31 protein-coding genes and 1 pseudogene are annotated in these 26488 nt (G+C 74.0%); 17 read left to right on the forward strand and 15 right to left on the reverse strand.

The window, feature by feature from the left end; translation table 11 throughout:
• Window positions 1–3 precede the first annotated feature (3 nt).
• From trpD to AB4K12_RS20075, 3 genes are all read left to right on the forward strand, one after another.
• Window positions 4–1017, forward strand: coding sequence for an anthranilate phosphoribosyltransferase (trpD, locus tag AB4K12_RS20065; protein ID WP_368435480.1), 1014 nt, complete (start codon window positions 4–6; stop codon window positions 1015–1017).
• A gap of 61 nt (window positions 1018–1078) precedes the next feature.
• Entirely contained in the window at window positions 1079–1900 is an 822-nt protein-coding gene (trpC, locus tag AB4K12_RS20070) for an indole-3-glycerol phosphate synthase TrpC (RefSeq protein WP_368435481.1), read from the forward strand.
• Window positions 1901–1939: 39 nt separating this feature from the next.
• On the forward strand, window positions 1940–2557 hold the full coding sequence (locus tag AB4K12_RS20075) for a LysE family translocator (protein WP_086568021.1): 618 nt from the start codon (window positions 1940–1942) through the stop codon (window positions 2555–2557).
• A gap of 46 nt (window positions 2558–2603) precedes the next feature.
• Here AB4K12_RS20075 and ftsH read toward each other — a convergent pair whose 3' ends face one another.
• A complete protein-coding gene (gene ftsH / locus AB4K12_RS20080) occupies window positions 2604–4547 on the reverse strand; it encodes an ATP-dependent zinc metalloprotease FtsH (RefSeq protein ID WP_368435482.1) in 1944 nt (647 codons plus the stop codon).
• 163 nt (window positions 4548–4710) lie between these two features.
• Here ftsH and AB4K12_RS20085 point away from each other — a divergent pair, with 163 nt between their 5' ends.
• The gene (locus AB4K12_RS20085; RefSeq protein WP_086568018.1) at window positions 4711–4998 is read left to right on the forward strand and encodes a DUF1876 domain-containing protein; all 288 of its coding nucleotides are present in this window, start codon (window positions 4711–4713) and stop codon (window positions 4996–4998) included.
• A 27-nt stretch (window positions 4999–5025) separates the two neighbouring features.
• Here AB4K12_RS20085 and AB4K12_RS20090 read toward each other — a convergent pair whose 3' ends face one another.
• Window positions 5026–5649, reverse strand: a complete 624-nt coding sequence (locus AB4K12_RS20090) for a hypothetical protein (protein ID WP_368435483.1) — start codon at window positions 5647–5649, stop codon at window positions 5026–5028.
• Between the two features lie 235 nt (window positions 5650–5884).
• On the opposite strand from AB4K12_RS20090, the gene AB4K12_RS20095 reads away from it, so the two are divergent.
• Both AB4K12_RS20095 and AB4K12_RS20100 read left to right on the forward strand, forming a co-directional pair.
• Entirely contained in the window at window positions 5885–7243 is a 1359-nt protein-coding gene (locus AB4K12_RS20095; RefSeq protein ID WP_368435484.1) for a deoxyribodipyrimidine photo-lyase, read from the forward strand.
• 134 nt (window positions 7244–7377) lie between these two features.
• The gene (locus tag AB4K12_RS20100; RefSeq protein WP_368435485.1) at window positions 7378–7692 is read left to right on the forward strand and encodes a hypothetical protein; all 315 of its coding nucleotides are present in this window, start codon (window positions 7378–7380) and stop codon (window positions 7690–7692) included.
• 58 nt (window positions 7693–7750) lie between these two features.
• Here the strand turns inward: AB4K12_RS20100 and hypE are convergent, their stop codons facing one another.
• Genes hypE through hypA form a run of 6 tightly spaced genes read right to left on the reverse strand, consistent with a single transcriptional unit; the run spans window position 7751 to window position 13767 of the window.
• Entirely contained in the window at window positions 7751–8824 is a 1074-nt protein-coding gene (gene hypE, locus AB4K12_RS20105; protein ID WP_368435486.1) for a hydrogenase expression/formation protein HypE, read from the reverse strand.
• On the reverse strand, window positions 8817–9941 hold the full coding sequence (gene hypD / locus AB4K12_RS20110) for a hydrogenase formation protein HypD (RefSeq protein ID WP_368435487.1): 1125 nt from the start codon (window positions 9939–9941) through the stop codon (window positions 8817–8819). Before hypD ends, hypE begins: the two co-directional genes overlap by 8 nt.
• Window positions 9938–10300: a HypC/HybG/HupF family hydrogenase formation chaperone gene (locus tag AB4K12_RS20115; RefSeq protein WP_368435488.1), complete on the reverse strand. Its 363-nt coding sequence runs from the start codon at window positions 10298–10300 to the stop codon at window positions 9938–9940. The genes hypD and AB4K12_RS20115 overlap by 4 nt, the downstream gene beginning before the upstream one ends.
• Window positions 10263–12668, reverse strand: a complete 2406-nt coding sequence (hypF, locus tag AB4K12_RS20120; RefSeq protein WP_368435489.1) for a carbamoyltransferase HypF — start codon at window positions 12666–12668, stop codon at window positions 10263–10265. The genes AB4K12_RS20115 and hypF overlap by 38 nt, the downstream gene beginning before the upstream one ends.
• Window positions 12665–13411, reverse strand: coding sequence for a hydrogenase nickel incorporation protein HypB (gene hypB / locus AB4K12_RS20125; RefSeq protein WP_368435694.1), 747 nt, complete (start codon window positions 13409–13411; stop codon window positions 12665–12667). The genes hypF and hypB overlap by 4 nt, the downstream gene beginning before the upstream one ends.
• Complete coding sequence (gene hypA / locus AB4K12_RS20130; RefSeq protein WP_368435490.1) at window positions 13411–13767, reverse strand: hydrogenase maturation nickel metallochaperone HypA; 357 nt, start codon at window positions 13765–13767, stop codon at window positions 13411–13413. Before hypA ends, hypB begins: the two co-directional genes overlap by 1 nt.
• A gap of 377 nt (window positions 13768–14144) precedes the next feature.
• Here hypA and AB4K12_RS20135 point away from each other — a divergent pair, with 377 nt between their 5' ends.
• From AB4K12_RS20135 to AB4K12_RS20185, 11 genes are read left to right on the forward strand one after another with little or no spacing between them, the layout of a single operon-like run.
• Window positions 14145–15887 carry an enoyl-CoA hydratase-related protein gene (locus AB4K12_RS20135; protein ID WP_368435491.1) on the forward strand — a complete coding sequence of 581 codons (1743 nt, stop codon included), beginning with the start codon at window positions 14145–14147 and terminating at the stop codon, window positions 15885–15887.
• A 36-nt stretch (window positions 15888–15923) separates the two neighbouring features.
• Window positions 15924–16973, forward strand: coding sequence for a hydrogenase expression protein HypE (locus AB4K12_RS20140; RefSeq protein WP_368435492.1), 1050 nt, complete (start codon window positions 15924–15926; stop codon window positions 16971–16973).
• Window positions 16974–17013: 40 nt separating this feature from the next.
• Window positions 17014–18801, forward strand: coding sequence for a nickel-dependent hydrogenase large subunit (locus AB4K12_RS20145; RefSeq protein WP_368435493.1), 1788 nt, complete (start codon window positions 17014–17016; stop codon window positions 18799–18801).
• 15 nt (window positions 18802–18816) lie between these two features.
• Window positions 18817–19320 (forward strand): NifU family protein, encoded by a 504-nt coding sequence (locus tag AB4K12_RS20150; protein WP_368435494.1) that lies wholly within the window; start codon window positions 18817–18819, stop codon window positions 19318–19320.
• Window positions 19317–19979, forward strand: a complete 663-nt coding sequence (locus AB4K12_RS20155; protein WP_368435495.1) for a DUF5947 family protein — start codon at window positions 19317–19319, stop codon at window positions 19977–19979. Before AB4K12_RS20150 ends, AB4K12_RS20155 begins: the two co-directional genes overlap by 4 nt.
• Complete coding sequence (locus AB4K12_RS20160) at window positions 19976–20194, forward strand: hypothetical protein (RefSeq protein ID WP_368435496.1); 219 nt, start codon at window positions 19976–19978, stop codon at window positions 20192–20194. The genes AB4K12_RS20155 and AB4K12_RS20160 overlap by 4 nt, the downstream gene beginning before the upstream one ends.
• Window positions 20191–20856 carry a DUF6084 family protein gene (locus AB4K12_RS20165; RefSeq protein ID WP_368435497.1) on the forward strand — a complete coding sequence of 222 codons (666 nt, stop codon included), beginning with the start codon at window positions 20191–20193 and terminating at the stop codon, window positions 20854–20856. The genes AB4K12_RS20160 and AB4K12_RS20165 overlap by 4 nt, the downstream gene beginning before the upstream one ends.
• A complete protein-coding gene (locus AB4K12_RS20170; protein WP_368435498.1) occupies window positions 20853–21932 on the forward strand; it encodes a hypothetical protein in 1080 nt (359 codons plus the stop codon). The genes AB4K12_RS20165 and AB4K12_RS20170 overlap by 4 nt, the downstream gene beginning before the upstream one ends.
• Complete coding sequence (locus AB4K12_RS20175; RefSeq protein WP_368435499.1) at window positions 21929–22783, forward strand: hydrogenase maturation protease; 855 nt, start codon at window positions 21929–21931, stop codon at window positions 22781–22783. The genes AB4K12_RS20170 and AB4K12_RS20175 overlap by 4 nt, the downstream gene beginning before the upstream one ends.
• A 5-nt stretch (window positions 22784–22788) precedes the next feature.
• Entirely contained in the window at window positions 22789–22920 is a 132-nt protein-coding gene (locus tag AB4K12_RS20180; protein ID WP_278186390.1) for a hypothetical protein, read from the forward strand.
• Between the two features lie 31 nt (window positions 22921–22951).
• Window positions 22952–23503, forward strand: coding sequence for a ferritin-like domain-containing protein (locus AB4K12_RS20185; RefSeq protein WP_368435500.1), 552 nt, complete (start codon window positions 22952–22954; stop codon window positions 23501–23503).
• A gap of 40 nt (window positions 23504–23543) precedes the next feature.
• Here AB4K12_RS20185 and AB4K12_RS20190 read toward each other — a convergent pair.
• The 7 genes and pseudogenes from AB4K12_RS20190 to AB4K12_RS20220 form a co-directional block, all read right to left on the reverse strand.
• Window positions 23544–23804 (reverse strand): annotated as a pseudogene (locus tag AB4K12_RS20190) (gas vesicle protein K); the annotation flags it as partial.
• A gap of 2 nt (window positions 23805–23806) precedes the next feature.
• On the reverse strand, window positions 23807–24004 hold the full coding sequence (locus AB4K12_RS20195; protein ID WP_368435501.1) for a gas vesicle protein: 198 nt from the start codon (window positions 24002–24004) through the stop codon (window positions 23807–23809).
• Window positions 24001–24819 carry a GvpL/GvpF family gas vesicle protein gene (locus AB4K12_RS20200; RefSeq protein ID WP_368435502.1) on the reverse strand — a complete coding sequence of 273 codons (819 nt, stop codon included), beginning with the start codon at window positions 24817–24819 and terminating at the stop codon, window positions 24001–24003. Before AB4K12_RS20200 ends, AB4K12_RS20195 begins: the two co-directional genes overlap by 4 nt.
• On the reverse strand, window positions 24816–25151 hold the full coding sequence (locus AB4K12_RS20205) for a gas vesicle protein (protein WP_368435503.1): 336 nt from the start codon (window positions 25149–25151) through the stop codon (window positions 24816–24818). The genes AB4K12_RS20200 and AB4K12_RS20205 overlap by 4 nt, the downstream gene beginning before the upstream one ends.
• Window positions 25148–25363, reverse strand: coding sequence for a gas vesicle protein GvpG (locus AB4K12_RS20210; RefSeq protein WP_368435504.1), 216 nt, complete (start codon window positions 25361–25363; stop codon window positions 25148–25150). Before AB4K12_RS20210 ends, AB4K12_RS20205 begins: the two co-directional genes overlap by 4 nt.
• Window positions 25360–26076 carry a GvpL/GvpF family gas vesicle protein gene (locus AB4K12_RS20215; protein WP_368435505.1) on the reverse strand — a complete coding sequence of 239 codons (717 nt, stop codon included), beginning with the start codon at window positions 26074–26076 and terminating at the stop codon, window positions 25360–25362. Before AB4K12_RS20215 ends, AB4K12_RS20210 begins: the two co-directional genes overlap by 4 nt.
• Window positions 26073–26486 (reverse strand): gas vesicle structural protein GvpA, encoded by a 414-nt coding sequence (locus AB4K12_RS20220; protein WP_368435506.1) that lies wholly within the window; start codon window positions 26484–26486, stop codon window positions 26073–26075. Before AB4K12_RS20220 ends, AB4K12_RS20215 begins: the two co-directional genes overlap by 4 nt.
• Between the last annotated feature and the right edge of the window lie 2 nt (window positions 26487–26488).

The raw sequence follows: 26488 nt of genomic DNA on the forward strand, positions 1-26488 counted from the left end.
CCCATGGAAGAACTCAAGCCCCTGATCGCCAAGGTCGCCACCGGCGCCACGCTGACCTTCGAGGAGTCGGCCCGGGCCTTCGACCTCATCGTGTCGGGTGAAGCGACCCCCTCGCAGATGGGCGCCCTGCTGATGGGGCTGCGGATCCGCGGGGAGAGCGTCGAGGAGATCACCGGCGCGGTGACCACGATGCGTACGAAGATGCTCCGGGTGACCGCGCCGCCCGGGGCCATCGACCTGCTCGGCACCGGCGGCGACGCGTCGGGCTCGTACAACATCTCCACCTGCGCGGCCCTCGTCGTCGCCGGGGCCGGCGTCCCGGTGGCCAAGATGGGCAACCGGGCGTTCTCCTCGCGCTGCGGCGCGGCCGACGTGCTGGCGGAGCTCGGCGTCCGCGTCGGTCTGTCGCCCGCCGCCGTCGAACGCTGCCTGGCCGAGGCGGGGATCGGCTTCATGTTCGCCCCGGACCACCATCCGGCGGCCCGGCACGTCCACCCCACCCGCGTGGAGCTGGGCACCCGCACCATCTTCAATCTGATGGGGCCGCTGCTGAACCCGGCCGGGGTTCGGCGGCAGATGGTCGGGGTGTTCTCGCGGGAATGGGTGGAGCCGCTCGCCGAGGTGCTGGGCCGGCTCGGCTCGCAGCGCGCGCTCGTCGTCCACGGCTCGGACGGACTCGACGAGATCACCACCACCGGCCCCACCGCCATCGCCTCGCTCGAGAACGGCACCGTACGGACGTTCGAGGTGACGCCGGAGGAGTTCGGCCTGCCGCGCGCCCGCCCGGAGGAGCTCAAGGGCGGCGACGCGCGGGACAACGCGGCCGCGCTGCTCGCGGTCCTCGACGGCGAGCGCGGCGCCTACCGCGACGTGGCGGCGCTCAACGCGGCCGCGGCGCTGGTGGTCGCGGGCCGGGCCGCGGGCCTCGCCGACGGCCTGGAACTGGCCGTGAAGTCGATCGACTCGGGCGAGGCCAGACGCCGCCTCGACCGCCTCGTCGCCGCCTCCCACGCGTGATCCGTCACCCGTGCGGCGCGGTGCCGTACGCCACCGGCCCCCGGGCCGAAAGGAGCAGGACATGACCGGCTTTCTGGCCACGATCGAGGCCTACAAGCGCGAGGAGATCGCGGCCGCCAAGCGCTCGACGCCCCTCGCCGAGCTGGAGGCGAAGGCCGCCGCCGCCCCGCCGCCGCGCGGCTTCCTCGCCGCGCTCGAGGCCAGGCGCGGACGGGGCGAGTACGCGCTGATCGCCGAGATCAAGAAGGCGAGCCCCTCCAAGGGGCTGATCCGCGCGGACTTCGACCCGCCGGCGATCGCCCGCTCCTACGAGGCGGGCGGCGCCGCCTGCCTGTCGGTGCTCACCGACACGCGGTCGTTCCAGGGCGCGCCGGAGCACCTGGCGGCCGCGCGCGCCGCGACCGGACTTCCGGTGCTGCGCAAGGACTTCCTCTATGACCCGTACCAGGTCGTCGAGGCCCGCGCGTGGGGCGCCGACTGCGTGCTCGTCATCATGGCCGCGGTCGACGACGCGACGGCGAAGGAGCTGGAGGACGCGGCGTCGGCGTTCGGCATGGACGTGCTCGCCGAGGTCCACGACGAGGAGGAGCTGGAGCGCGCGCTGCGCCTGCGCACGCGCCTGATCGGCGTCAACAACCGCGACCACAGGACGTTCGAGACGACGCTGGCGACGACCGAGGCGCTCGCGCCCAGGATTCCGGACGAGCGGCTGATCGTCGGGGAGAGCGGGCTGGTCGGCCCCGCCGACCTCGCCCGGCTGGCGCGATCCGGCGTCTCGTCCTTCCTCATCGGCGAGAGCCTGATGCGTGCACCGGACATCGAGGCGGCCACCCATGCCATACTCGCGCGCGGAGCGGCACGGCCAACTCCGGCCGCCGAATAGGCATTTGCCGCAGGCCCCAGGCACAAAGGAGCGTCATCAGTGGGCATCGAGTTCCTGGTCACATCGTTCATCGTCACCGCCTCCCCCGGCACCGGGGTGCTCTATACGCTCGCGACGGGCCTCTCGCGGGGCTTCCGCGCGAGCGTCGTGGCCGCGTTCGGCTGCACACTGGGAATCGTCCCCCACATGGCCGCCACGATCATGGGGCTGGCCGCGCTCTTACACACCAGCGCGCTCGCCTTCCAGATCTTCAAGTACGCGGGCGTCGCCTATCTGCTCTACGTGGCGTGGAGCACGCTGCGCGAGAGCGGCACGCTGAAGGTGGAGACCGAGGGCGAGGCCGAGGCCCAGTCGGCCGCCAAGGTGACCGTGACGGCCGTCCTCATCAACATCCTCAACCCCAAGCTGACGATCTTCTTCCTGGCCTTCCTGCCGCAGTTCGTGAGCACCGACGAGGCGCACCCCGTCCCCCGGATGCTCGAGCTGAGCGCCGTCTTCATGCTGATGACGTTCGTGATCTTCGTCGGCTACGGGCTGCTGGCCGCCGCGGTCCGGGACCACGTCATCTCTCGGCCCAAGGTGCTGACGTGGATGCGGCGCACGTTCGCGGGCGCGTTCGTGGCCCTGGGCGCGAAGCTGGCGTTCACCAACATCTGACCGGCTCCCATGACGAAGCCGCCGCCCACCCGGGGCGGCGGCTTCGTCATCGCCTGTCCGGCTCCGCCTCCCGGCCGGCGCCCGCGTCGCCCTCCTCCCGCAGGACGTCCAGCACCACCGAGCCATCGACGGTCTCCCTGGCCACCAGCTGTTCGGAGAGCCGGTCCAGGGCGGTGCGATGGTCCCGCAGCAGAGTCAGGGCCCGGTCCTCGGCGGCGCGCAGCAGGCGCGCCACCTCCTGGTCGACGATGCGCTGGGTGCGCTCCGAGTACGGCTGCCGGGCGAGGTCCTCGGCGGTCTCGCCCAGGAACGGCTGGCCCGGGGCGGCGTAGCCGACCGGGCCCAGCGTCGGCGAGAGACCGAACTCGCGGACCATGCGGGTGGCGATCGCGGTGGCGCCCGCGAGGTCGTTGGCGGCGCCCGTGGAGCCCTCGCCGAAGACGGTCAGTTCGGCCGCGCGGCCGCCGAGGCGCACGGCGAGCAGGTCGGTGAGATAGCCCTCGGTGTACAGGTGGCGCTCGGCCTCGGGGAGTTGCTCGGTGACCCCGAGCGACACCCCGGCGGGCAGGATCGTCACCTTGGCGACGGGGTCGGCGTGTTCGCACAGGGCGGCGACGAGGGCGTGGCCCGACTCGTGCACGGCGACGGAACGGCGCTCCTCGGGCAGCAGCGCGTTGGACGTCTCGCGCCGGCCGAGCAGCACGCGGTCGCGGGCGGCGTCCAAATCCTCGGCGACGAGGGTGGAGCGGTCCTGGCGTACGGCGTTGATGGCCGCCTCGTTGACGAGGTTGGCCAGGTCGGCGCCAGAGAAGCCGGGGGTGGCCCGGGCGACGATGTTCAGGTCGACATCGGGGGCGAGGGTCTTTCCGCGGGAGTGGACGGTGAGGATGGCCGAGCGTTCGGCCTGGTTGGGCAGCGGCACGGTGACCTGCCGGTCGAACCGGCCGGGGCGCAGCAGGGCGGGGTCGAGGGCGTCGGGCCGGTTGGTGGCGGCGATGACCACGATGCCGCTGCTCTGGTCGAAGCCGTCCATCTCGGCGAGCAGCTGGTTGAGGGTCTGCTCGCGCTCGTCGTTGCCGCCGAGCCGGGAGCCGCCGCCGCGCCGGCCGCCGACGGCGTCTATCTCGTCGATGAAGATGATCGAGGGGGCTCGCTTGCGGGCCTCGTCGAAGAGGTCACGGACCCGGGACGCCCCGACGCCGACGAACATCTCGACGAACGCCGAGCCGGTCACCGACAGGAACGGCACGTCCGCCTCCCCGGCCACGGCGCGGGCGAAGAGCGTCTTGCCGGTACCGGGCGGCCCGACCATGATCACTCCGCGGGGCCCCTTGGCGCCCGCCCGGGCGTAGCGGTCGGGGTTGCGCAGGAAGTCGACGACCTCGCTGACCTCCTGTTTGACGCCGTCGTAGCCGGCGACGTCGGCGAAGCGGGTGGTGGGCCGCTCGGCCTCGATGATCTTCGCCCGGGACCGGCCGATGGCGCTGACGCCGCCGGTCAGGGAGCTGGCGGCCCTGCGGGCGCCCCACAGGAAGAAGCCGGCCAGGAGCAGCAGGGGCAGGAAGGCCACCAGGAGCGAGGGCCAGAGGGTGCCGGTGCTCTGCGAGGCGGTGATCCGTACGTGCTGGGCCTCCAGGCGCTGCTCGAGCCCGGTCGTGCCCAGCGCCGTGGGGATGCGGGTGGTGAACTTGGTGCCGTTCTTGAGCGTGCCGCTCACCGAGCCCTTGTCGCTGACGTCGACCGTCTGGACCTGTCCGGCGCCCACCTTGGCGACGAAGTCGCTGTAGGGCACCTGGCTGGGCTGGGGGCCGGTCACACCGCGCGCCAGCAGCAGGGTGATCACGAACAGGACGAGGGCGGCGGGCAGGATCCACCGGCGCCAGGCGGGCGGCGCCGGCGGTCCGGACGGCGGCCTGGGCGGTTCGCCCGGCGGCCGGGGGCCGGCGGGCGGCGTGAGGTGCCGGTGCGGCAGGCGGATGCGTGTGATCACGGCCGTTCCCACTTCCTGAGCCGGTCCGGCCACCGCGCCGTCACCGTGTGTCACAGGCCGTGCGGTGGCCGATTCGCCTCACCTCAACAGTCGCACCCGGCCGCGCGCGGCGCACGGGTATTCAATGGAGGGAGGCACGGACCGATCGTCCGAGGAGCGCGTCATGTCGCACACAACCGAGTGGAACGTCCGCCTCCAGCTGTCCGAGGAGGACGGGAAGACCAGGGCACGGGTGGTGCTGGACACCGGATCCGCCTCGCTCACCGGTGCCGGGACCGCCCAGTGCGCCCCCGGCGACAAGGACGTACCGGTGATCGGTGACGAGTTCGCGGCGGGCCGGGCCCTGCGCGATCTCGGCACCCGGCTGCTGCGGACGGCGGAACACGACGTCGAGGCCATGGGCGCGGCGCCCGAGCCGAGGACGTCGGTGCCCTACGGCTGGCCGGAGTAGCGGCGTGCCCCGCCGGGGCCGTCCGGGTCAGTGCTGGCTGTTGATGAAGCCGATGACCACGGCGCCCCACCAGCAGATCTGGGAGACCGTGGCGGTGGCCCCGCCCCAGACGAGCAGGCGCGTCGAGGGCGCGCCGTCGGCGTCGCGGGCCATGTGCTTGCCGAGGAGGCCGGCCTGCAGGCCGTTGAGCGTGAGCCCGAGCACCATCACCAGCTTGGCGCAGGTCATGGTCGAGGAGATGTTCGGGTGCAGGAACAGGCCGCTGGCCACCAGTCCGGCGAGGCCGGCCCAGATGGGCAGGTGCAGCCGGTTGGCGCTGCCGAGGGCGTCGCGCAGCTCACAGCGGCCCATGATCCACAGCAGGCCGTAGTAGTCGGCGACCAGCACGGCGCCGAAGCCGAGCACGAGGCTGGCGAGGTGGACGAAGAGCGCGACCGTGTGCAGGGCGGGGTCGGCCTGCAGGTGCAGGGAGACCCAGACGCTGCCGGCCCATACGGCGCAGAGTGCCAGCGCGGCTCCGGTGAGCGTCCACCAGGAGTCGTAGAGCCCGATCTTACGGGCGTGCCGGGCGCGCTGAGCGGGTGCGGACGGCTGGTACGGACGGGACGGTCGGATGATGGACAGGGGCGGACTGGACGGCACAGCGGACACGTAGTTCTCTCCCAACGCAGGCCCCCCACTCATGGCCCGGCGCGGCCGGTCGAAAGCCCGGCGCAGCGCCCAAACACCAGAACACTCCTCTGCGGAATTCGCAAGCTTCGCAGGTCAGAGCATGTTCTGTCGTAATCTGGGCCGTCTGGACCTTGATCAGCACTATCTGTACGTGATCGACACCATCCGGGCCTGATCATCACCGTCCGGACCGTGATCACCGAAATGAGCCGGCATGCGGGTCGCGATCGTCCTCTTCACCGCCGATCTACGGCTGCACGACAATCCCGTCCTGCGCGCCGCGCTGAGCGCCGCCGAGCGCGTAGTGCCGCTGTTCGTCGTCGACTCCGGGGTGCGCGACGCCGGCTTCACGACGCCCAACCGCGCGGCGTTCCTGTCCGAGTGCCTCGCCGACCTCGACCGGGGGCTGCGGACCCGGGGCGGGCACCTGGTGATCCGTGAGGGCGACGTAGTGCCGGAGACGTGCCGGGTGGCCGCCGAGACGGATGCGACGGAGGTTCATGTCGCGGGCGGTGTCAGCGCATACACCCAGCGCCGGGAGGACCGGCTGCGGTCGGCGCTGGCCGCGGACGGGCGGCGGCTGCGGGTGCACGACGCGGTGGTCACCGCCCTGCCGCCGGGGGCGGTACTGCCCTCGGGCCGGAGCCACTTCGCGGTGTTCACCCCGTACTACCGGAGGTGGTCGGCCGAGCGGCTGCGGCCGGTGACCGGCGCGCCCCGGCGCGTCGCCGTGCCCGCCGTCTCCACGCTGCCCCTGCCGGCGGCCGCGTCCCTGGCCCCGGGGACGGCCTCGCCCGCCCTCGCGCGCGGCGGCGAGAGCGAGGGCCGACGGCGCCTGGCGGCCTGGCTGCGCTCGGGCGTCGACGCGTACGCCGTCCGGCACGACGACATGGCGGCGGACGCCACGTCCCGGCTGTCCCCTTATCTGCACTTCGGCTGCCTGTCGCCGGTGGAGGTGATCGACCGCGCGCGCCGCCGCCCCGGCGGCGCGGAGGCGTTCGTACGCCAGCTGGCCTGGCGCGACTTCCACCACCAGGTGCTGGCCGCCGTGCCGGGGGCGGCCGCCCGCGACTACCGCACGCGGCACGACCGCTGGCGCACGGACCCCGAGGAGCTCGCCGCCTGGAAGGCGGGGCTGACCGGGTTCCCGGTCGTCGACGCGGCGATGCGCCAGCTCGCCCATGAAGGCTGGATGCACAACCGGGCCCGGATGCTGGTGGCGTCCTTCCTCACCAAGACCCTCTACCACGACTGGCGGGAGGGCGCCCGGCACTTCACCGACCTGCTGATCGACGCCGACGTGGCGAACAACCAGCTCAACTGGCAGTGGATGGCCGGAACCGACACCCGTCCCCACCGCGTCCTCAATCCCCTCGTCCAGGCCCGGCGCTTCGACCCCCAGGGGGAGTACGTACGCCGCTGGGTACCGGAGCTGTCCGGCGTGGCGGGCGGCGCCGTCCACCAGCCATGGAGACTCGAGGCCGTGCGGCGCGAGCGCCTCGGCTATCCGGGGCCGCTCGTCGGCCTGCCCGACGCCCTGGCCCGGTTCCGGCGGGCGCGGGGCGTGACCTGAACGGCCCCCGCGCCCATTCGGCCGTACGCCGCGCGCGGGAACGTATGGCGGCGAGCGGGACCGGGTACCGGTCGCAGGTGAGAATCCGGCATCCTGCCCACCGCGGGGACGAGCGGCCCGATCTGTTCGAACGGGTGGCCGAGAAGGCCTCCCACTTCACGAGCTCACGGGCCTTCTTCGTGCTGTGCTTCGTGCTGGTGGCGAACTTCCTGGCCATGCACCTCGCGGGGCTGTCGGTCGGGCTGGAGCTGCTGGCCGCCGGCCTCATGACGTCGGTGACGCTGTTGCTGCTGGCCCTGCTCAAGAACTCCGAGCTGCGCGCCGAGCACGCCGTGCAGCGCAAGCTCGACGCGATCGCCGGGGCGCTGCTGGCGCAGGCCGCGGGCGCGCGCGAGGGCGAGGCCTTCGACACCCTGCGCGACGCCATCCGCATGGACGAGCAGACCTGACGCCGGACCCGGCCACCGGACCCGACCGCTGATCCGGCCGCTGATCCGGCCGGCCGGATCAGCAGATGCGCGGCAGCTGCTCGCCCAGGGGCAGGTCGACGACGCGCGTTCCGCCGAGCCGGGTGCGCGCCACGACCATCCCCGGGTGGTCGGCCACGCATTCCCCGATGACGGCGGCCCCCCGCCCGTGCGGATGCGCGCGCATGGCGGCGAGCACCGCCTCGGCGTGCCCCCGGGGGACGAAGGCCACGAGTCGGCCCTCGTTCGCCACGTAGAGCGGGTCGAGGCCGAGGAAGCCGCAGGCGTTGGCGACGGCCTCGGGCACGGGCACGCTGCCCTCGGTGAGGACGACGCCGGTGCCGGAGGCGGCGGCGATCTCGTTGAGGGCGGTGGCCACGCCGCCGCGCGTGGGGTCGCGCAGGGCGTGCAGGTCGGGGGTGACGGCGAGCATCGCGGCGACGAGGCCGCCCAGCGGGGCGGTGTCGCTCTCGATCTCCACCCCGAACTCCAGTCCCTCGCGCACGCTCAGGACGGCTACGCCGTGCAGGCCGACCGGCCCGCTGACGATCACCACATCGCCGGGCGCGGCCCGCTGGGGCCGGATGTCGACGCCGTCGGGGACGATCCCGATCCCGGAGGTGGTGACGAAGACGCCGTCGCCGTGGCCGGCGTCGACGACCTTGGTGTCGCCGGTGACGACGGTGACCCCGGCGGCCTCCGCGGCCGCGCCGATGTCCCGGGCGACCCGCGCCACGACGGACAGTTCGGTGCCCTCCTCCAGGATGAAGGCGCAGGAGAGGTGGGCGGGGCATGCGCCGCTCATGGCGAGGTCGTTGACGGTGCCGTTGACGGCGAGGTCGCCGATGCCGCCGCCGGGGAAGAAGAGCGGGCGGACGACGTAGGAGTCGGTGGAGAAGGCGAGACGCGCCCCGCCCAGGGTGACCGCCGCCGAGTCGGCGAGGCCGGCCAGCACCTCGTTGCCGTAGGCGGGCGCGAAGACCTGGGCGACGAGCTCGGCGGACAGCGCCCCTCCCCCGCCGTGCCCGAGGACGACGACGGGCTGGTCGCGCAGCGGGGCCGGGCAGGTCAGGGCGGACGGGTCGATGGTCGCCGAGGGCGCGGTGTCAGCCAACGGGGGTCGCCTCCTCGGCGGGCGCCGCGTGGTCCAGGCGGCGGTAGAGGTAGTAGGCGGCGCAGGCTCCCTCGCTGGAGACCATGGTCGCGCCCAGGGGGTGGCGGGGGGTGCAGGCGGTGCCGAAGGCCGCGCACTCGTGCGGCTTGATCAGGCCCTGCAGCACTTCGCCGCTGCGGCAGGCGGCGGGCTCTCGGGTGCGCACGCCGCCGACGCTGAAGCGGTGCTCGGCGTCGTACGCCCGGAAGGCGGGGGCCAGCCGCCAGCCGCTGCCGGGGATGACGCCGATGCCCCGCCACGCCCGGTCGGTGATCTCGAAGACCTCGGCGAGCATCCGCAGGGCCGCGGGGTTGCCCTCGTCCCGTACGGCGCGGGGGTAGGCGTTCTCCACCCGGTGCTCGCCGCGTTCGAGCTGGCGGACGGTGCGGCGGACGCCCTCGAGGATGTCGAGCGGTTCGAAGCCGGTGACGACGATGGGCACCTCGTGGCGCTCGGCCAGGGCCGGGTACTCCTCGACGCCCATGACGCTGCACACGTGCCCGGCGGCCAGGAATCCCTGGACGCGGCAGTCGGGAGAGCTCATGATCGCCTCGATGGCGGGTGGCACGCGCACGTGCGAGACCAGCAGGCTGAAGTTGCGGACGCCGAGCGCGCGGGCCTGGTGGACCGTCATGGCGTTGGCGGGGGCGGTCGTCTCGAAGCCGATGCCGAAGAAGACGACCTCCTTCTCCGGGTGCCGCCGGGCGATCTCCAGCGCGTCCAGCGGGGAGTACACCACCCGTACGTCACCGCCGGCGCCCTTGACCCGGAACAGGTCGCCGTCGGTGCCCGGGACGCGCAGCATGTCGCCGAACGAGCAGAAGACCACATCGGGCAGGGACGCGATGGCGAGCGCCTTGTCGATCATCTCCAGCGGGGTGACGCAGACCGGGCAGCCGGGGCCGTGGATCAGTTCCACGGAGGCGGGGAGCAGCTGGTCGATGCCGTGCCGGATGATCGAGTGGGTCTGGCCGCCGCAGACCTCCATCATCGCCCAGGGGCGGGTCACGGTGGCGTGGATGTCGTCCAGCAGCCGCCGGGCCAGGTCGGGGTCCTGGAACTCGTCGAGGTACTTCATCGTGCCTCCTCCGGCATCGTCACGGGCGGCATCGTCGCGTGCGGTGCCGTCGCGCCGTCCGGAGCGGTCCCGGTCCCGGGTGCCGTCCCGGCCTCGGCGGCGGCGCGGCTCCAGGGGTCGCCGAACTCCTCCTCCAGGGCGCCGATGCGCGCGAAGAGCTCCAGCGTCGCCAGCGCCGCCGCCTCGTCCAGTCGCTGCAGGGCGAATCCGACGTGCACGATGGCGTAGTCGCCGATCTCGATGTCGGGCAGATAGGCCAGGCACACGTCCTTGACCGCGCCCCCGAAGTCGACCTTCGCCATGCGGGTGCCGTCCCGCTCCTCAATACCGACCACTTTGCCGGGCACCGCCAGGCACATGGTCTCCTCCTTCCCCGCCGGCGACGGCCGGCGCACGGCCCTGGGACCGGGCGGCGACGAGTGCCTGGCCGAGGGCCAGGCCGCCGTCGCCGCACGGCACGGCACGGTGGCGCACCACCGTGAAGCCGCCCGCCCGCAGCGCGTGGGTGCACGCGTCCTCGAGCAGGCGGTTGGCGAACACCCCGCCGGTGAGGGCGACCGCGGACACGCCGGTCGCCTGCCGGGCCGCCTCGCAGGCGGTGGTGACGGCCCCGGCGACGGCGTGGTGGAAGCGGGCGGCGACGACGCCGGTGGGCACCTTCGCCCGCAGGTCCTCGGTCACGGCGCGCAGCACGGGGGCCGGGTCGAGGATCCGGGGGCCGCCGTGCGGGTCGTCGGGGAACCCGAAGGCGTACGGCCGGCCGCAGCCGGCCATGGCGGGGGCGGCGCGCGCCTCCAGCCCGACGGCCGCCTGGGCCTCGTGGCCGGCGCGGTGGCACACCCCGGTGAGGGAGGCGACGGCGTCGAACAGCCGGCCCATGCTGGAGGTGGGGACGCATGCGATGCCCCGCTCCAGCTGCCGTTCCACCAATTGCCGTTCCCGCTCCCCGCAGGCGGCCACGGCCGGCAGGTCGATCTCCCGGTCGAGGCCGGCGGCACGCAGATGCGACAGAGCCGTCCGGCAGGGGTTGCGGACGGCGGCGTCGCCGCCGGGCAGCGGCACGTAGGCCAGGTGGGCCAGGCGCCGGTAGCCGGTGTAGTCGGCGAGCATGATCTCGCCGCCCCACACGGCGCCGTCGTCGCCGTAGCCGGTTCCGTCGAAGGCGACGCCGATGACGGGCGTGGTGCCGTCCAGGCCGGCGTCGGCCATGGCGGAGGCGATGTGCGCGTGGTGGTGCTGGACCAGCCGCAGGGGGCGGCCCGCGGCGTGGTCCCGGGCCCAGGCCGCCGACCGGTAGCGGGGGTGGAGGTCGGCGGCGAGCAGGCCGGGGCGGATGCCGGTGAGTTCGCCCAGGTGGGCGACCGCCCGGTCGAAGGCGGCCGCGGTGGCCAGGTCGCCGAGGTCGCCGATGTGCTGCGACAGCCAGGCGGAGCGGCCGCGCGCGAGGCAGAAGGCGTTCTTCAGGTCGCCGCCGACGGCCAGCACGGGCGGCACCTCGAAGGGCAGCGGAACGGGATCGGGTACGTATCCGCGTGACCGGCGCAGGGGCAGCACGCTGCCGTCGGCGCGCACGCGCACCACGGAGTCGTCGCACGGCACATGGATGGGGCGGTCGTGGGCGAGGCGGGCGTCGCAGAGCGGGGCCAGGTCGGTGCGTGCCCGGCCGTCGTCGGTGACGATCGGTTCGCCGGGGCGATTCGCGCTGGTCATCACCAGGACGCGGGGGCCCGGCGGGTCGCCGGGCAGGCCGAACAGCAGCCGGTGCAGGGGGCTGTAGGGGAGCATCACGCCGAGGTCGGGGGCGCCCGGCGCGACGCCGGCGGCGAGGTGGACGCCGCCCTCGAAGCCGTCGGGGCGCCGCAGCAGGACGACCGGTGCCCGGGGCCCGGCCAGCAGGCGCGCCTCCGCCGCGGTCACCGGGGCGAGGGCCCGGGCGGTGGCCAGGTCCGCCGCCATGACGGCGAAGGGCTTCGTGCCGCGGTCCTTGGTCTCCCGTAGCCGGGCGACGGCGTCCTCGTCGGTGGCGTCGCAGGCCAGGTGGTATCCGCCGATGCCCTTGACGGCCAGGATCGCGCCGCGCGCGAGCAGCGCGCGGGCCCGGGCCAGGGCCGCCTCGGCGGTGGCGGGCGGCTGCCCGCCCTCGAGCCGCAGCCGGGGACCGCACTCGGGGCAGGCCACCGGCTGGGCGTGGAAGCGCCGGTCGGCGGGGTCGGCGTACTCGCCCGCGCACCGCGCGCACAGGGCGAAGGGGGCCATGGTGGTGGTGGCCCGGTCGTAGGGCAGGCCGGTGACGATGGTGAAGCGCGGTCCACAGTGGACGCAGGTGATGAAGGGGTGGCGGAAGCGGCGGTCGGCGGGGTCGCTGAGCTCGGCCAGGCAGGTGGCGCACAGGGCGGCGTCGGGAGGGACGCGGGTGCGACCCCGGCCCTGCCGGGAGGGCCGGATGGTGAAGTCCCCGGCGCCCAGGGCGGGCACGCGCCGGTGGGAGACGGAGGAGACCACGGCCAGCGGCGGGGCGTGGCTGATCAAGCGGTCGCGGAAGGCGCGGACGCGGGCCGGGTCGCCCTCGATCTCGGCGACGACGCCTCCGGTGTCGTTGCTGACGTAGCCCGCCAGCCCCAGCTCGCGGGCCAGGCCGTGGACGAAGGGCCGGAACCCGACGCCCTGCACCGCGCCGCGCACGATGATCCGGTGCCGGACGACGGCGGTGTGGTGGCCGGTGGTCACCGCTGCCCGGCCGGCACGTCGTCGGGGGCGTCCTGGAGGAGACGTCCTTCCCGGACGCGGCCGGCCATCACGGGGCGGTGGACGGCGGCGCCCTCGGCGACCGCCAGGATCCGTTCGACGAGCCCGTCCACCCCGGCGTCGGTACGGGCCGACGTGGGCACGATCCCCACGCCGGGGTTGACCCGCACCACGTTGCCGGTGAACGCCGGCCGGTCGAAGTCCACGGCGTCGGCGATGTCGTTCTTCGTCAGCACGACGAGGTGCGCCAGGCCGAAGGCCATGGGGTACTTCAGCGGCTTGTCCTCGCCCTCGGTGACGGACATCAGCGTCACCCGCAGGGTCTCCCCGAGGTCGTAGGCGGCCGGGCAGACGAGGTTGCCGACGTTCTCCACGAACAGCACCCGGGTGTCCGCCGGCAGCCATCCCCGCAGGTGCCCCCTGAGCTGGGCCGCCTCCAGGTGGCACAGGCCGCCCGTGAGCACCTGTTTGACGGGGGCGCCGGAGCGCTCCAGGCGCCGCGCGTCGTTCTCGGTGGCGAGGTCGGCGGTGAGCGCGGCCACCGGCACGCCGCGTTCGACCAGGGCGGCCAGGACCCGCTCCAGCAGCGCCGTCTTCCCGCTGCCGGGGCTGGACAGCAGGTTCACCACCGTCGTCCGCCGGGACGCCAGTTCCTTGCGCAGGGCGCCGGCCAGGGCGTCGTTCCTGGCCAGCACCGCCTGCCGGACGTCGATGACACGGCACATCACGCGGTCGCCTCCGCCAGTTCGATCACGGTGATCTCCAGCTCCCGCCCGCTGAGCAGGCGTGTGGTCGGCGAGTCGCAGTGCGGGCACCACAGGAACGGCGGGGTGCCGACCGCGAACTCCTTTTCGCAGGCCGCGCAGCGGGCCCGTGCGGGGACCTCCTCCACGACCAGCCGGGCGGACTCCACCACGGTGCCCTCGCGGGCCACCTCGAAGGAGAAGCGCAGGGCGTCGGGAACGACGCCCGACATCTCGCCCACCCGCACCCGTACCGCCTCCACGCCGGCGGCGTCGTGCCGCCGGGCCAGCTCGGTCGCCCGCTCGACGATCGCGGTGGCGATGGACAGCTCGTGCATCCGCCTCACCTGTTCCCGGCCGCGTGCTCGTGGGTACGTGCTCGTGGGTCGTGCTCGTGGGTCGTGCTCGTGGGTACGTGCTCGTGGGTACGTGCTCGTGGGTACGTGCTCGTGGGTACGTGCTCGTGGGTACGTGCTCGTGGGTGCGCGCCCCTCGGCGGGGCGGTACGCGTCCCACAGTGACCCGGCGGGGGCGCGGCCCGGCCGCCCGCCACGGCCCGAGCGGCCGGGCGGGCACCGGTATTCGCCCGCGTAGCGCAATCACGGCGTCCCGCGCGCGGCGCCGCCCGTCCCGGCGGCGCGCTTCGGTGACGATCGGTCACGGACGGCGCCGACCTCGGGCCGTCGTGCTCCCGCGCACCAGGAGGGCCGTCGCCATGCGCATCCTTGTCGTCGCCAGCGCTTTCAACAGCCTCGCCCAGCGGGTCTTCGCCGAGCTCGGCGACCGGGGCCACACCACGTCCGTGGCCGTGGTGGACGGAGCGCCGTCGCTGTGCGCGGCCGTCCGCCGGCACCGGCCGGAGCTGGTCGTGGCCCCGATGCTCACGACCGCGATCCCCCGGGAGGTCTTCTCGCGCCACACCTGTCTGATCGTCCATCCCGGGCCGCCCGGCGACCGGGGGCCGGCCTCGCTGGACCGGGCCCTGACGGACGGCGAGGTCCGCTGGGGCGTCACGGTGCTCCAGGCGGAGGAGGAGCTGGACGCCGGGCCGGTGTGGGCGTCGGCGGGCTTCGCCGTGCCTCCGGGGGTGACCAAGAGCGAGCTGTACCGCGGCGAGGTGGCGGACGCCGCCGTCGCGGCGCTGTTGCTGGCGGTGGAGCGGTTCGCGTCGCGGTCGTGGACGCCCAGGGCGCAGACGGGGTTCCCGGTACGGACGCGCCCCTGGCTGCCGCAGGGCGAGCGGCGGATCGACTGGGCCGCGCAGCCCACGGAGTCGGTGCTGCGCACGCTGCGCGCGGCCGACTCGCAGCCCGGGGTGCGCGACGAGCTGCTGGGCGGCGAGTGGTTCCTGCACGGCGGGCACGGCGAGGACCGGCTGCGGGGCAGGCCGGGGGCGGTGCTGGCGACGCGGGCGGGCGCGATCTGCCGGGCGACGGCCGACGGCGCGGTGTGGATTCCCCAGCTGCGGCGCTGCCGCTCGGGGGACGGACCGCGCGGCATCAAGCTGCCGGCCGTGACGGCGCTGGGCGACGCGCTGCCCGCCGTGCCGGACGTACCGGCTCCGCTGGAACTCCCGGCGCACCGGGAGACCTGGAGCGACATCCGCTACACCGAGCGCGGCGAGGTGGGCTTCGTACGGTTCCGCTTCCCCGGCGGGGCGATGAGCGCGGTGCAGTGCCGGCGGCTGCTCAACGCCTACCGGTTCGCGTGCCGCCGGCCGACGTCGGTGATCGTGCTCGGCGGCGAGCGGGACTTCTTCTCCAACGGCATCGATCTGAACGTCATCGAGGCGGCGGCCGACCCGGCCGAGGAGTCCTGGGCGAACATCAACGCGATGGACGACCTGGTCGAGGCGGTGCTGACCACCACCGACCGGCTCGTCGTCGCGGCGGTGGCGGGCAACGCGGCGGCGGGCGGGGCGATGCTGGCGCTGGCGGCGGACGAGGTGTGGTGCCGGGCGGGCACGGTCGTCAATCCGCACTACCGGCTGATGGGCCTGTACGGCTCGGAGTACTGGACGTACACGCTGCCCCGGCGGGTGGGCGCGGCCCGGGCCGCGACGCTGATGGCGGAGGCGGCGCCGGTGAGCGCGGCCCGCGCCCGGGCGCTGGGGCTGGTGGACCGCGTCGTGCCGGGTCCGGCGCAGGAGTTCGCGGGGGCGGTCACCCGGATGGCGGCGGACCTCATCGGTGAATGCGACGTGCACCTGAGGATCGCGGTGAAGAAGGCCGCGCGGGAGCGGGACGAGTCCCTCAAGCCGCTGGCGGCCTACCGGGCGGAGGAGCTGGAGCGCATGCGCGCGGTGTTCTTCTCGCCCGACGCGCCGTATCACGCGCTGCGGTCGGCGTTCGTGCGCAAGCGGCCGCCGGGCGACACGGCGGAGCGGTTCGACGCGCTGTCGCGGCTCCCCCGGCAGGATATGCACATTGCCGGAAAAGAAGCGGTATGCGAATTTTAGGCTCGGGCACCTCAGGGCACCGAAGGGACACCGCCGATGGGCTTCGAGTCGATGACACCGGGCTTCGAGGAGGTTCACATCCTCTGGACCTCCGAGGGCATGAGCTGCGACGGCGACACGGTCTCGGTGACGGCCGCCTCCCTGCCGAGCCTGGAGGACGTCCTCTTCGGCGCCATCCCGGGACTTCCCAAGGTCCATCTGCACAACAAGGTGCTGGCCTACGAGACCGGCGACGACTTCATGGCCGCCTTCCACCAGGCGGCCCGCGGCGAACTGGAGCCGTTCATCCTCGTCGTCGAGGGGTCGATCCCCAACGAGAACATCAGCGGCGAGGGCTACTGGTCCGCGATGGGCAACGACCCGGAGACCGGCGAGCCGATCACCCTCAACGCCTGGCTCGACCGCCTGGCCCACCGGGCGTGGGCGGTGGTCGCGATCGGCACCTGCGCCGCCTACGGGGGGATCCACGCCATGGCGGGCAACCCCACCGGCTGCATGGGGCTGGTCGACTACCTCGGCAAGGACTTCCGTTCGGCCGGCGGCCTGCCCGTGGTCAACGTGCCCGGCTGCCCGGTCCAGCCGGACAACTTCATGGAGACCCTGCTGTGGGTGCTGCACCAGGCGGCGGGGCTGGCCCCGGTCATCCCGCTGGACGAACAGCTGCGCCCGACCTGGCTGTTCGGCAAGACCGTGCACGAGGGCTGCGACCGGGCCGCGTACTACGAGCAGGGCGACTTCGCCAAGGACTACAACTCCCCCAAGTGCCAGGTGAAGATCGGCTGCTGGGGGCCGGTGGTCAACTGCAACGTCACCAAGCGGGGCTGGATGGACGGCGTGGGGGGCTGCCCGAACGTCGGCGGCATCTGCATCGGATGCACCATGCCGGGCTTCCCCGACAAGTTCATGCCCTTCATGGACGAGCCGCCCGGCGGCTCCCTGTCCTCGGCCCTGATGAGCGTCTACGGGCCGTTCGTCCGCACCCTGCGCTCCCTCACCAACACCAGCGCCAACCGCGAGCCCCGCTGGCGGCACCCCGGGGAGACGCTGACCAGCGGATACGAGCCGCGCTGGCACGGCCGGGACTGACCGGGCCGGCCGCACCAGGAACCACGAGAGGAACCGATCAGTGGCGACCGCCCAGGACCCCGACGCGGCACGGAGCGACCTCACCGAGGTCGCGTTCGACCCCATCACCCGGATCATCGGCAATCTGGGCATCTACACGAAGATCGACTTTCCGGCCCGGAAGGTCGTCGAGTGCCGCAGCACCTCGTCGATCTTCCGCGGCTACAGCGTCTTCATGAAGGGCAAGGACCCCCGGGACGCCCACTTCATCACCAGCCGGATCTGCGGGATCTGCGGCGACAACCACGCCACCTGCTCGGTCTACGCCCAGAACATGGCCTACGGCGTCAAGCCGCCGCCGCTCGCCGACTGGATCATCAACCTCGGCGAGGCGGCCGAGTTCATGTTCGACCACACCCTCTTCCAGGACAACCTGGTCTTCGTCGACTTCTGCGAACGCATGGTCAAGGAGACCAACCCCGGCGTCCTCGAACGCGCCGAGCGCACCCCCGCCCCGCGCGGCGACGTCCACGGCTACCGGACGATCGCGGACATCATGCGCGCCTTCAACCCCTTCGAGGGCGAGGTCTACAAGGAAGCGCTGCGCATGAGCCGGCTGACCCGGGAGATGTGCTGCCTGATGGAGGGGCGCCACGTCCACCCCTCGACGCTCTACCCCGGCGGCGTCGGCACCGTCGCCACCCCCCAGGTCTTCACCGACTACCTCGTGCGCCTCACCCGCTGCCTGGACTTCATCAAGCGCGGGGTGGCCCTCAACGACGACGTCTTCGACTTCTTCTACGAGGCCCTGCCCGGCTACGAGGAGGTCGGCCGGCGGCGCACCCTGCTCGGCTGCTGGGGCTGCTTCCAGGACCCCGAGGTCGTCGACTACGACTACCGGAACATGAACACCTGGGGGAACGCCATGTTCGTCACCCCCGGGATCGTCGTCGACAACAAGCTGGTCACCACCGACCTCGTCGACATCAACCTGGGCCTGCGGGTGCTGCTCGGCAGCTCGTACTACGAGGACTGGACCGGCGAGGAGACCTACGTCGACAAGGATCCGCTCGGCAACCCCGTCGACCAGCGCCACCCCTGGAACCAGACCACGCTGCCCAAGCCGCAGAAGCGCGACCTGGACGGCGGCAACTACAGCTGGGTGATGAGCCCGCGCTGGTACGACCAGCGCACCGGCGACCATCTCGCCCTCGACACCGGCGGCGGCCCGCTCGCCCGCCTGTGGACCACCGCCCTGGCCGGCAAGGTGCGCACCCCCTACGTCCGCTCCACCGGCCACAGCGTCGAGATCGACCTGCCGAAGACCCCCTCGACCCCCGAGCTGCGGCTCGAGTGGAAGCCCCCGCCCTTCCCCAACACCATCGAACGCGACCGGGCCCGGATGTACTTCGTCGCCTACGCGGCCGGCATGGCCCTGTACTTCGTCGAGCGCGCGCTGGAGGAGGTACGGGCCGGGCACACCAAGGTCTTCCAGGACTTCAAGGTCCCCAAGGAGGCCATCGGCGCCGGCTTCCACGAGGCCGTGCGCGGGGTGCTCTCCCACCACCTCGTCATCCGCGACGGCAAGATCGCCAACTATCACCCCTACCCGCCCACCCCCTGGAACGCCAGCCCCCGTGACCACTACGGCACCCCCGGCCCGTACGAGGACGCGGTGCAGGGCATGACGCTCTTCGAGGAGAACGGCCCGGAGAACTTCAAGGGCATCGACATCATGCGCACCGTCCGCAGCTTCGACCCCTGCCTGCCCTGCGGCGTCCACATGTACCTCGGCGGCGGGCGCACGGTGCGGCAGAGCCACTCGCCCACCTTCGGCGCCCTGGCCTGACCGGAGAGACCCGCGATGACCTGGAACGATGATGAGACCCGCGACCACGTCGCGCACGCCGAGGCGCTGCTGTCCTCGCTCGCGGCCCTGCCCGAGGAGGCCGTCCGCGAACAGGTCGCGGATGCCCTGCACGCCGTCGTCGAGCTGTACGGCGAGTGCCTGGCGCGCGTCCTGGAGCACACCGCCGGCCCCGCCCGCGACGCCCTCGTCGCCGACGAGCTCGTCGGCCACCTCCTGCTGGTGCACGATCTGCACCCCGAGCCCGCCGAGGCACGGGTGCGGCGCGCGCTGGTCCCGCTGCACGGGGCGGAGCTCGTCGCGATCGAGGGACGGAGGGCCCGGGTCCGGCTGACGGCGGGCGGCTGCGGTTCCCGCGCGGAGCGGGCCGAGGAGGACGTCCGCGCCGCGGTGACCTGGGCGGCGCCGGAGATCGAGCGGGTGGAGGTGACGGAGTCGGCGCCCAGCGCGCTGATCCCGGTCGACTCCCTCTTCCGCACCGGCACGGCGAGCGGGACGTGACGGCCGTCCCCGTCGCGGCGCGACGGCTGCGGGAGCTGGCCGTCCGCCCCTCCCCCGCTCCCGCCCCGGCCGCCGCCGCGCCGGAGCGGTGCGACCTGTGCGCGGAGCCGGTGCCGGCCGGGCACCGGCACCTGCTGGACCTCGCGGACGGCGCCGCGCTGTGCTCCTGCCGCGCCTGCGCACTGTTGTTCGATCACCGGGAGGCGGGCGGCAGGCACTACCGGCTGCTGCCCACCCGCCGGATCCGCCTGGCGGGCCACCGGATCGACGACCTGCTCTGGGCGGCGCTCGGCGTGCCGGTGGGGCTGGCGTTCTTCGTCCGCGACGGCACCTCGGGGCGGACCGCCGTGAGCTACCCGAGCCCGCTGGGAGCCGTGCGCTCCACCGTGGACCCGGACGTCTGGGCCGAGCTCGCCAGCGCCCTGCCGGGGTCCGCGCGGCCGGCCGACGACGTCGAGGCGCTGCTGGTCAACCGGGCCCTGGAGCCGCACGAGCACTGGATCGTCCCACTGGACGACTGCTATCGCCTGGTGGCGGTGGTCCGCGCACACTGGAAGGGCCTGACCGGCGGCCGGGAGGCATGGTCCCGGATCGCCTCGTTCTTCGCGGAGCCGGTGCCGTCCGCGCCGGCCCCCGACGATCCATGGGAGGCGACATGACGCAGCAGAACGGCATCAGGGTGGGCAAGCCCGAGGTGCGCCCCGACAAGGCCGCGCACGTCCCCGGCGTGCGCCAGGGCAACCACCAGGGCGTCCACAAGCGGCAGCCCGGCCACCAGCGCGACGACCGGTCCTCCTCCCGCAGGTCGACCGGCATCAATCCGGGGCCGAAGAACCCGATCCTGCCCGGCATGCCCAACCTCTCGCCCGCGTGAGCGCGCCCGCACCGCACGACGCGGACATCGCCGACCTGTCCTTCGCCGTCACCGGCGCCCGGCCCCTGGAGCACGCGGCCGTGCCGACCCTGGCGTTCCGACTGGCCGTGACCCGGACCGGCGGCGGGCCGGTCCGCTCGGTCAGCCTGACGACGGACGTACGCATCGCGGTGGAGCGCCGCCGCTACCGGGAGGAGGAACGGCTCGCGCTGGCCCGGCTGTTCGGCCAGCCCGAGCAGTGGGCCACCGGCATGCGCCCGCTGACCTGGGCCCGGCTGACCACCGTCCTGCCGCCCTTCGACGACACCACGGCCGTCGACCTGCCGGTGCCCTGCACCCGCGAGTGCGAACTGGCCGTCACCGCCTACTTCGAGGCCGTACGGGACGCCGACGTGCCGCTGGACTTCCTCTTCAGCGGCACCGTCTTCCACACCGACGCCGCGGGACGGCTGCGGACCTCGCAGATCTCCTGGGCCCGGGAGTGCGCCTACCGGCTGCCCGCCGCCCAGTGGCACGCCCTGACGGGCCGGTACTTCGGCGGGCTGAGCTGGCTGCGGGTCTCGCAGGACACCCACGCCCGGCTCGGCGCCTACCGCGCCCGGCACGCGCTGACCGACTGGGACGAGACGGTGCGCACCCTGCTCGAAGGAGCGGCGCGATGAGCGCCGCCGGCGTCGGCGAGGCCGTCGAGAAGATCGCCCGCACCTGCCTGTACGAGGGCTACCTGCTGTGGCCGTACCGCAGGTCGGCGCTGAAGAACACCCGGCGCTGGACCTTCGGCGGCGTCTTCCCGCAGACCCGGGCACGGTCCTGCGGGGAACGGGACATGGTGCGCGCCGAGGTGCTGCTCGAGGCGGCCGACGAGACGCGGCTGACCGTGCGGGTGCGGTTCCTGCACGTCCTCGAGCGGCAGGTGCACCGGATGCGCGCGGACGGGGGCAGGGAGCCGGTGGACTCCCTCACGGTCGCCGGCCGGCGCCATCTGACGTGGCAGGAGGCAACCGAGCACGAGTGGGCCCTGCCGCCCTGGTCGCCCGCCGACGGCCACCGGCACACCGAGGTCGGCGCGCCGGCGGTCACGGACGAGGAGCCGCTGCCCGGCGACGACGGACGCCCGGCCGGGTTCCTGGTCCGCACCCGCCGGCCGCTGTCCGGCACCGTGACCCTGGAGGCCGTCCCCGTGGCGGACGGCGTACGGCGGATCGGCGTCGTCGTCCGCAACACCACCCCCTGCCCGGAGCCCGGTGGCGACCCGCGCACCGCCCGCGACGAGCTGGCCCCGTACGCGTTGGTCTCCACCCACCTGGTGCTCGGCTGCGAGGGACCCGGGGCGTTCGTCTCGCTCGCCGACCCGCCCGCCGCGCTGCGGGAGGCGGCCGGCGCCTGCCGCAACGACGGCACCTGGCCCGCGCTGGTGGCCGGGTACGACGGCCCGCGGGGCGGGGACCGGCAGCGGTCCCAGGCCGTGCTGGCCTCGCCCGTCACACTCGAGGACTTCCCGGCCGTCGCCCCGGAGAGCCCCGGCGACCTCTTCGACGGCGGCGAGATCGACCAGCTCCTGATCCTCAACGTGCTCGCCCTCGCGCCGCACGAGCGGGAGGAGGCCCGCGCCGGCGACCCCCGGGCGCGCGAGATCCTCGACCGCTGCGCCGCCCTGTCCCCCGACGACCTGATGGCCCTGCACGGCACGATCCGGAGGTTCGCCCCCGCCGTCCGGTCCCTGGAGGAGGAGCGATGACGACGGGCGGCACGGTGCTGGTGGACGGGGTGCGGCTCGGCCGCGGCAGCAGGGTCCGGCTGCGGCCCGGCGGGGGCGCGGACGTCCTCGACCTGGCGCTGGCCGGGCGGACCGCCGAGGTGGAGGCGGTGGAGGAGGACCTCGAGGGCCGGGTGCAGCTGGTCGTCACGCTGCACGGCGACATGGGACGCGACTTCGCGACCGGCCTCGGACACCGCTTCTTCTTCTCGCCCGAGGAGGTCGAGCCCGTCGGGGACGCTCCCGCCGGGGCGGCGCACCGCGTGCTCCTCGCGGGTATCGGCAACGTCTTCCTCGCCGACGACGCCTTCGGGCCCGAGGTCGTGGCCGCCCTGCGCGGCCACCCGCTGCCGCCCGGCGCCCACCTGGCCGACTTCGGCATCCGCGGCATGGACCTGGCCTACCGGCTGCTGGACGGCTACGACGCGGCGGTGCTCGTCGACGCGGCGCCGCGCGGCGGCGAGCCCGGCACCCTCTACGTCATCGACGCGGAGGACGGCCCGGACGCCGCCGACGCCGCGGGACCGGGGCCGGTGGCCGCGCCGGAGGCCCATGGCATGGATCCGGTGAAGGTGCTCGCGCTGGCCCGGGAGCTGGCGCGCGAGGAGGGCGTGCCCCTGCCCCGCCTGGTGGTGCTCGGCTGCGAGCCGCTGATCCGGATGCGCGGAGACGAGCCCGACGTGGCCTTCGGGCTCAGCGAGCCCGTACGGGCGGCGGTCGGCCGGGCCGTCCCGCTGCTGCTGTCCCTGACGAGCGATCTGCTCGCCGCCCCCCGCCGCCGCCTGGAGTCCGCCGCGGCGGCCACGGCGTCGCCCGCTGTGCCGAGGAGGTGACCGACATGAGAAACGGGATCTTCATCCCGGCGGTCGTGGTACGCATCGCCGTAGGCGTCATCGCCGCGGCGGTCGTCACGGCGATCGTCGCCAGCGCCCCCGACGCGGTGCGCTACATCAAGATGGAAACCATGTAGCCCGAAGCACGCATCCCGAAGGACGCGCACCATGAGCCACCCCACCGTCGACGACGTGTTCGTCACCCACCTGCGGGACGCCCACGCGCTGGAGCGGCTGATGGACACCGCCCTCGGGGCGTTGATCGCCACGGCCGGCGCGCCGGAGCTGCGCGAGCCGCTGGAGCACCACCGATCCCTGACCCGACGGCACATCATCGCCCTCGAGGAGCGCCTGGCCGCCCACGCCGACCGGCCGTCGGCGGTCAAGGACGCGGGGCTGGCCACCGCCGCGATCGGCGAGGCCCTGCTGGCCGGGGCGCGCGGCGACCACGCGGGCAAGCACGCCCGCGACGCCTACGTCCTGATCCACCTCGCGGTCGCCGGCTACGAGATGCTGGGGCATCTGGCCCGGCGCGCGGGCGACGAGGAGACCGCCCGCCTGGTCGCCGAGCACCTGGCCGACGAGCGGGCCTCCGCCGCGGCCATCGACGCCCGGTGGGACCTGGTACTGGATCTGTCCCTGCGGCACGCCGGGGTGCTGTCCGCGCCGCCGGTCGGCCCGCCGCGCAGCCTGCGGGGCATCGCCGGCGGGGACGGCTGAGCGTCGCACCGGGGGGGCGGAACCGGCCGCCGGCCCGGGGTCACAGCAGCGTTCCGAGCGGTCCGAGGTCGAGGTTGAGGTCCTCCGGGCGCAGGCCGTGCAGGGCGCACAGCTCCTCCATGCGCTCCGCGAGCGCCATGAGGGTGCGGCCGATCCGCTCCTCCTGCTCCTCGGTGAGGTCGCCCGCCTCGGCGCGGCGCAGCGCCTGGCGCTCCATCAGCTGCCGCAGCAGTTCCACGACGGTGAGCACCAGCCGGGCCAGGTCGCGCTCGGCGGTGTCCCGGTCCAGTTCCACGCGGCGCGTCATGTCCCCACCTCCCGGGGGGCGGGCACGATGGCGTCGACGGAGCTGATGAGGGCGTGCAGGTCGATGCGGACGAGGTCGACGTCGGCGATCCGCAGGGTGAGGTCGCCGGCGATCACGACGCCGCCCGCCAGGAGCCGGTCGAGCAGGTCGACCAGGGCGGGGCCGCGTTCGGCGGGGACGGCGTGGCCGGTCACGGGGACTCCGGGGAGGCGTGGGTCCCGGCGAAGGAGTAGGGGGCCCAGGGGCCGGTCAGGTCCACGCGCATCCCGTCGCACGGGGCGCGTTCGGCCAGGCGGGCGACGGCCGAGGTGAAGCGGGGGCCGTCCTCGCGCCGTACGAGGTAGGCGGCGTTGAGGACGTTGCGGCCCGCCTGGCCGGAGAGGCGGGGGTTCTGCGGCGGGTGGAGGCGGGTCTCCTGAGCGAGGGCGGCGAGGGTGGTGTGGATGCCGCGCGCGATCTCGTCCTCGCGCCGTGCTCCCTCCTGGGCCGCGTGCCGTTCGGCGGCGCGGCGGCGGAGGTAGTCGCGGCCGGACGCGGCGGCGCGCGGGGTGTCCTCGCGTGGCGCGGCGGCCGCCCCCGGCGGCCGGGCCGTGCCCAGGGCGTGGACCTTGACGCCCCATTCGGTACGGCCGTCCAGCCGGTCGAGGGCCGCGAGCAGCTGCTCGTGGCGGGCGCCGAGCATCGTGCGGACGCCCTCCTCGTCATGGAAGACCGTCGCCAGGCGCAGCGGCAGGACGCTCGGGGCCACGGCGGCGGCCGCGCCGATCACCCTCTGGTGGGCGCGGGCGGTCCGCTCCAGCCAGTCGAGGTCCTCCAGGTGTTCGGCCAGCCGCTGTTCGTCGTGGTCCGTCGCGGGCACCGGCCCGGCCAGGACCATGAGGTCCCGGTGGCGCACGGCGCGTACGGGCCCGTCGGCGACGCCGGTGACGGTCTCCAGGGCCCCGGCGACGGCGTCGGAGGCGCGGACGACGGCGTAGGCGTACAGGTAGCGCGTATGTGTGGGGTTCACCCGGATCCCTCCTGCCCGGCTCGTTTCTCCAGTTCGGCGACGCGCGCCGCCAGTCGCCCGACGTCGGCACCGGCGCCGGTACCCTCGGCCAGTTCCTCGCGGCGGGCGTGGGAGGAGAGCGAGGGGTCGCTCTCCCACCAGTCGATCCCCATCTCCTTCGCCTTGTCGACGGAGACGACGATCAGTCGCAGCCGGATGGTGAGGAGCTCGATGTCGAGCAGGTCGACGCGGATGTCCCCCGCGATGACGATGCCCTTGTCGAGCACCCGTTCAAGGATGTCGGCGAGATCGGCCGGTCCCTCGGAGGGGACCGGCGCCCTGCGCTCGTTCATGTCGCCCCGCTTCCGCCGGCCGGCCGGGGCGTGCGCTCCAGGCGGTCGAGCAGGGCGTCCTCGAGCCGGTCGAACTCCTCGTCGTCGATGCGGCCCGCCGCCCTGCTCTCCTCCAGCGCCTTGAGTTCGCCGCGCACCACGGCCGGGTCGTAGTACAGCCGCTCCGCCTCCGCCACCACCCGGCGCAGCACCCAGCCGACGAAGCCGATCATTCGACGAAGCTGTAGGGCGGCAGCGGGCCGTGGACGGTCAGCTCCAACTGGGGGTGCGTCTTCTCGAGCCGGCGGACCTCGTCCAGCAGGCGCCGGGCGGCGGCCTCCTCGATGAGGTAGGAGACGTTGAGGAAGCAGCCGGAGTTCTCCGGTCCGGTCCGCTCCCGTTCCGCCAGCGGTGCCAGCGCCTCGCGCACCAGCTCGGCGTCACGGCCCTCGCGCTCGCGCACCCCCTGGGCGACCAGCTCGCCGAAGCGCAGCCGTTGTTCGTACGAGCCGCCGCCGTCGGCCTGGTTGGCCGCGGCCAGGCTGCGCAGGCCGGTGTTCTCGGCGAGGACGAGGTGCAGGACGGCGTCCTCGCGGTGGACGGCCTTGATGTTGTACTCGACGCGGCCGCTCAGCCTCGCCAGCTGTTCGCGGTAGCGGTCCGCGTGCTCGTCCAGGACGTCGCGGACGCGGTCGTCGCTGTCGGAGAGGCTGCCGAAGCGCATGGGCAGGAGGGGGGCGCGACGGCCGACCTCGGTGACGACGTTCTGGTGGGCCAGCAGGTCGCGCCGCTTGGGCCGCAGCCGCTCGGGGCAGTCGCTGACCACCGCGGCCAGGTCGTCGTGGGTGACCAGGCGCACGGGCAGCGGCGGGTCGCCGATCCCGGTGAGGTTCTCGGGCAGCGGGCCGCGGCCCAGGTGTGCGATGCCGTAGACGTAGGTGGTCACTGGTCCTCCTCCTTCTTCTTGCGGGAGGCGGTGGCGCCACTGCTCTCGGTGTCCTTGCCGCGCACCGTGCGGACCGCGTCCTGCACGGTCTGCGCGGCTCCGGAGAGGGCGCCCTTGGTCTTGCCGCGGGCCCCGCTCTCGGTCATCTGCCCGACGATGTCGGGCAGTCCGGCGCTCCGGTGCGGGCCGGCCTCCAGGTCGAGGCGGTTGCACGCCTCGGCGAAGCGCAGATAGGTGTCGACGCTGGCGACGACGACCCGCACGTCGATCTTCAGGATTTCGATGCCGACCAGGGAGACACGCACGAACGCGTCGATCACCAGTCCGCGATCGAGGACGAGTTCCAGGACGTCGTACAGGCCGCTGGTGCCGCCTGCGCCGCCGCCCTGTTCCATCGGGACAACGCTCATCT

The organism is Streptomyces sp. C36 (assembly GCF_040932295.1).
In the GTDB taxonomy this organism is placed as follows: Bacteria; Actinomycetota; Actinomycetes; order Streptomycetales; family Streptomycetaceae; genus Streptomyces; species Streptomyces triculaminicus.

Coding starts and splice junctions, on each gene's coding strand:
- trpD (WP_368435480.1), top strand. CDS start 4: ATGGAAGAACTCAAGCCCCTGATCGCCAAGGTCGCCACCGGCGCCACG.
- trpC (WP_368435481.1), top strand. CDS start 1,079: ATGACCGGCTTTCTGGCCACGATCGAGGCCTACAAGCGCGAGGAGATC.
- AB4K12_RS20085 (WP_086568018.1), top strand. CDS start 4,711: ATGTCGCACACAACCGAGTGGAACGTCCGCCTCCAGCTGTCCGAGGAG.
- AB4K12_RS20095 (WP_368435484.1), top strand. CDS start 5,885: ATGCGGGTCGCGATCGTCCTCTTCACCGCCGATCTACGGCTGCACGAC.
- hypD (WP_368435487.1), bottom strand. CDS start 9,941: ATGAAGTACCTCGACGAGTTCCAGGACCCCGACCTGGCCCGGCGGCTG.
- AB4K12_RS20115 (WP_368435488.1), bottom strand. CDS start 10,300: ATGTGCCTGGCGGTGCCCGGCAAAGTGGTCGGTATTGAGGAGCGGGAC.
- hypB (WP_368435694.1), bottom strand. CDS start 13,411: ATGTGCCGTGTCATCGACGTCCGGCAGGCGGTGCTGGCCAGGAACGAC.
- hypA (WP_368435490.1), bottom strand. CDS start 13,767: ATGCACGAGCTGTCCATCGCCACCGCGATCGTCGAGCGGGCGACCGAG.
- AB4K12_RS20135 (WP_368435491.1), top strand. CDS start 14,145: ATGCGCATCCTTGTCGTCGCCAGCGCTTTCAACAGCCTCGCCCAGCGG.
- AB4K12_RS20140 (WP_368435492.1), top strand. CDS start 15,924: ATGGGCTTCGAGTCGATGACACCGGGCTTCGAGGAGGTTCACATCCTC.
- AB4K12_RS20150 (WP_368435494.1), top strand. CDS start 18,817: ATGACCTGGAACGATGATGAGACCCGCGACCACGTCGCGCACGCCGAG.
- AB4K12_RS20160 (WP_368435496.1), top strand. CDS start 19,976: ATGACGCAGCAGAACGGCATCAGGGTGGGCAAGCCCGAGGTGCGCCCC.
- AB4K12_RS20170 (WP_368435498.1), top strand. CDS start 20,853: ATGAGCGCCGCCGGCGTCGGCGAGGCCGTCGAGAAGATCGCCCGCACC.
- AB4K12_RS20175 (WP_368435499.1), top strand. CDS start 21,929: ATGACGACGGGCGGCACGGTGCTGGTGGACGGGGTGCGGCTCGGCCGC.
- AB4K12_RS20180 (WP_278186390.1), top strand. CDS start 22,789: ATGAGAAACGGGATCTTCATCCCGGCGGTCGTGGTACGCATCGCCGTA.
- AB4K12_RS20185 (WP_368435500.1), top strand. CDS start 22,952: ATGAGCCACCCCACCGTCGACGACGTGTTCGTCACCCACCTGCGGGAC.
- AB4K12_RS20205 (WP_368435503.1), bottom strand. CDS start 25,151: ATGAACGAGCGCAGGGCGCCGGTCCCCTCCGAGGGACCGGCCGATCTC.
- AB4K12_RS20210 (WP_368435504.1), bottom strand. CDS start 25,363: ATGATCGGCTTCGTCGGCTGGGTGCTGCGCCGGGTGGTGGCGGAGGCG.
- AB4K12_RS20220 (WP_368435506.1), bottom strand. CDS start 26,486: ATGAGCGTTGTCCCGATGGAACAGGGCGGCGGCGCAGGCGGCACCAGC.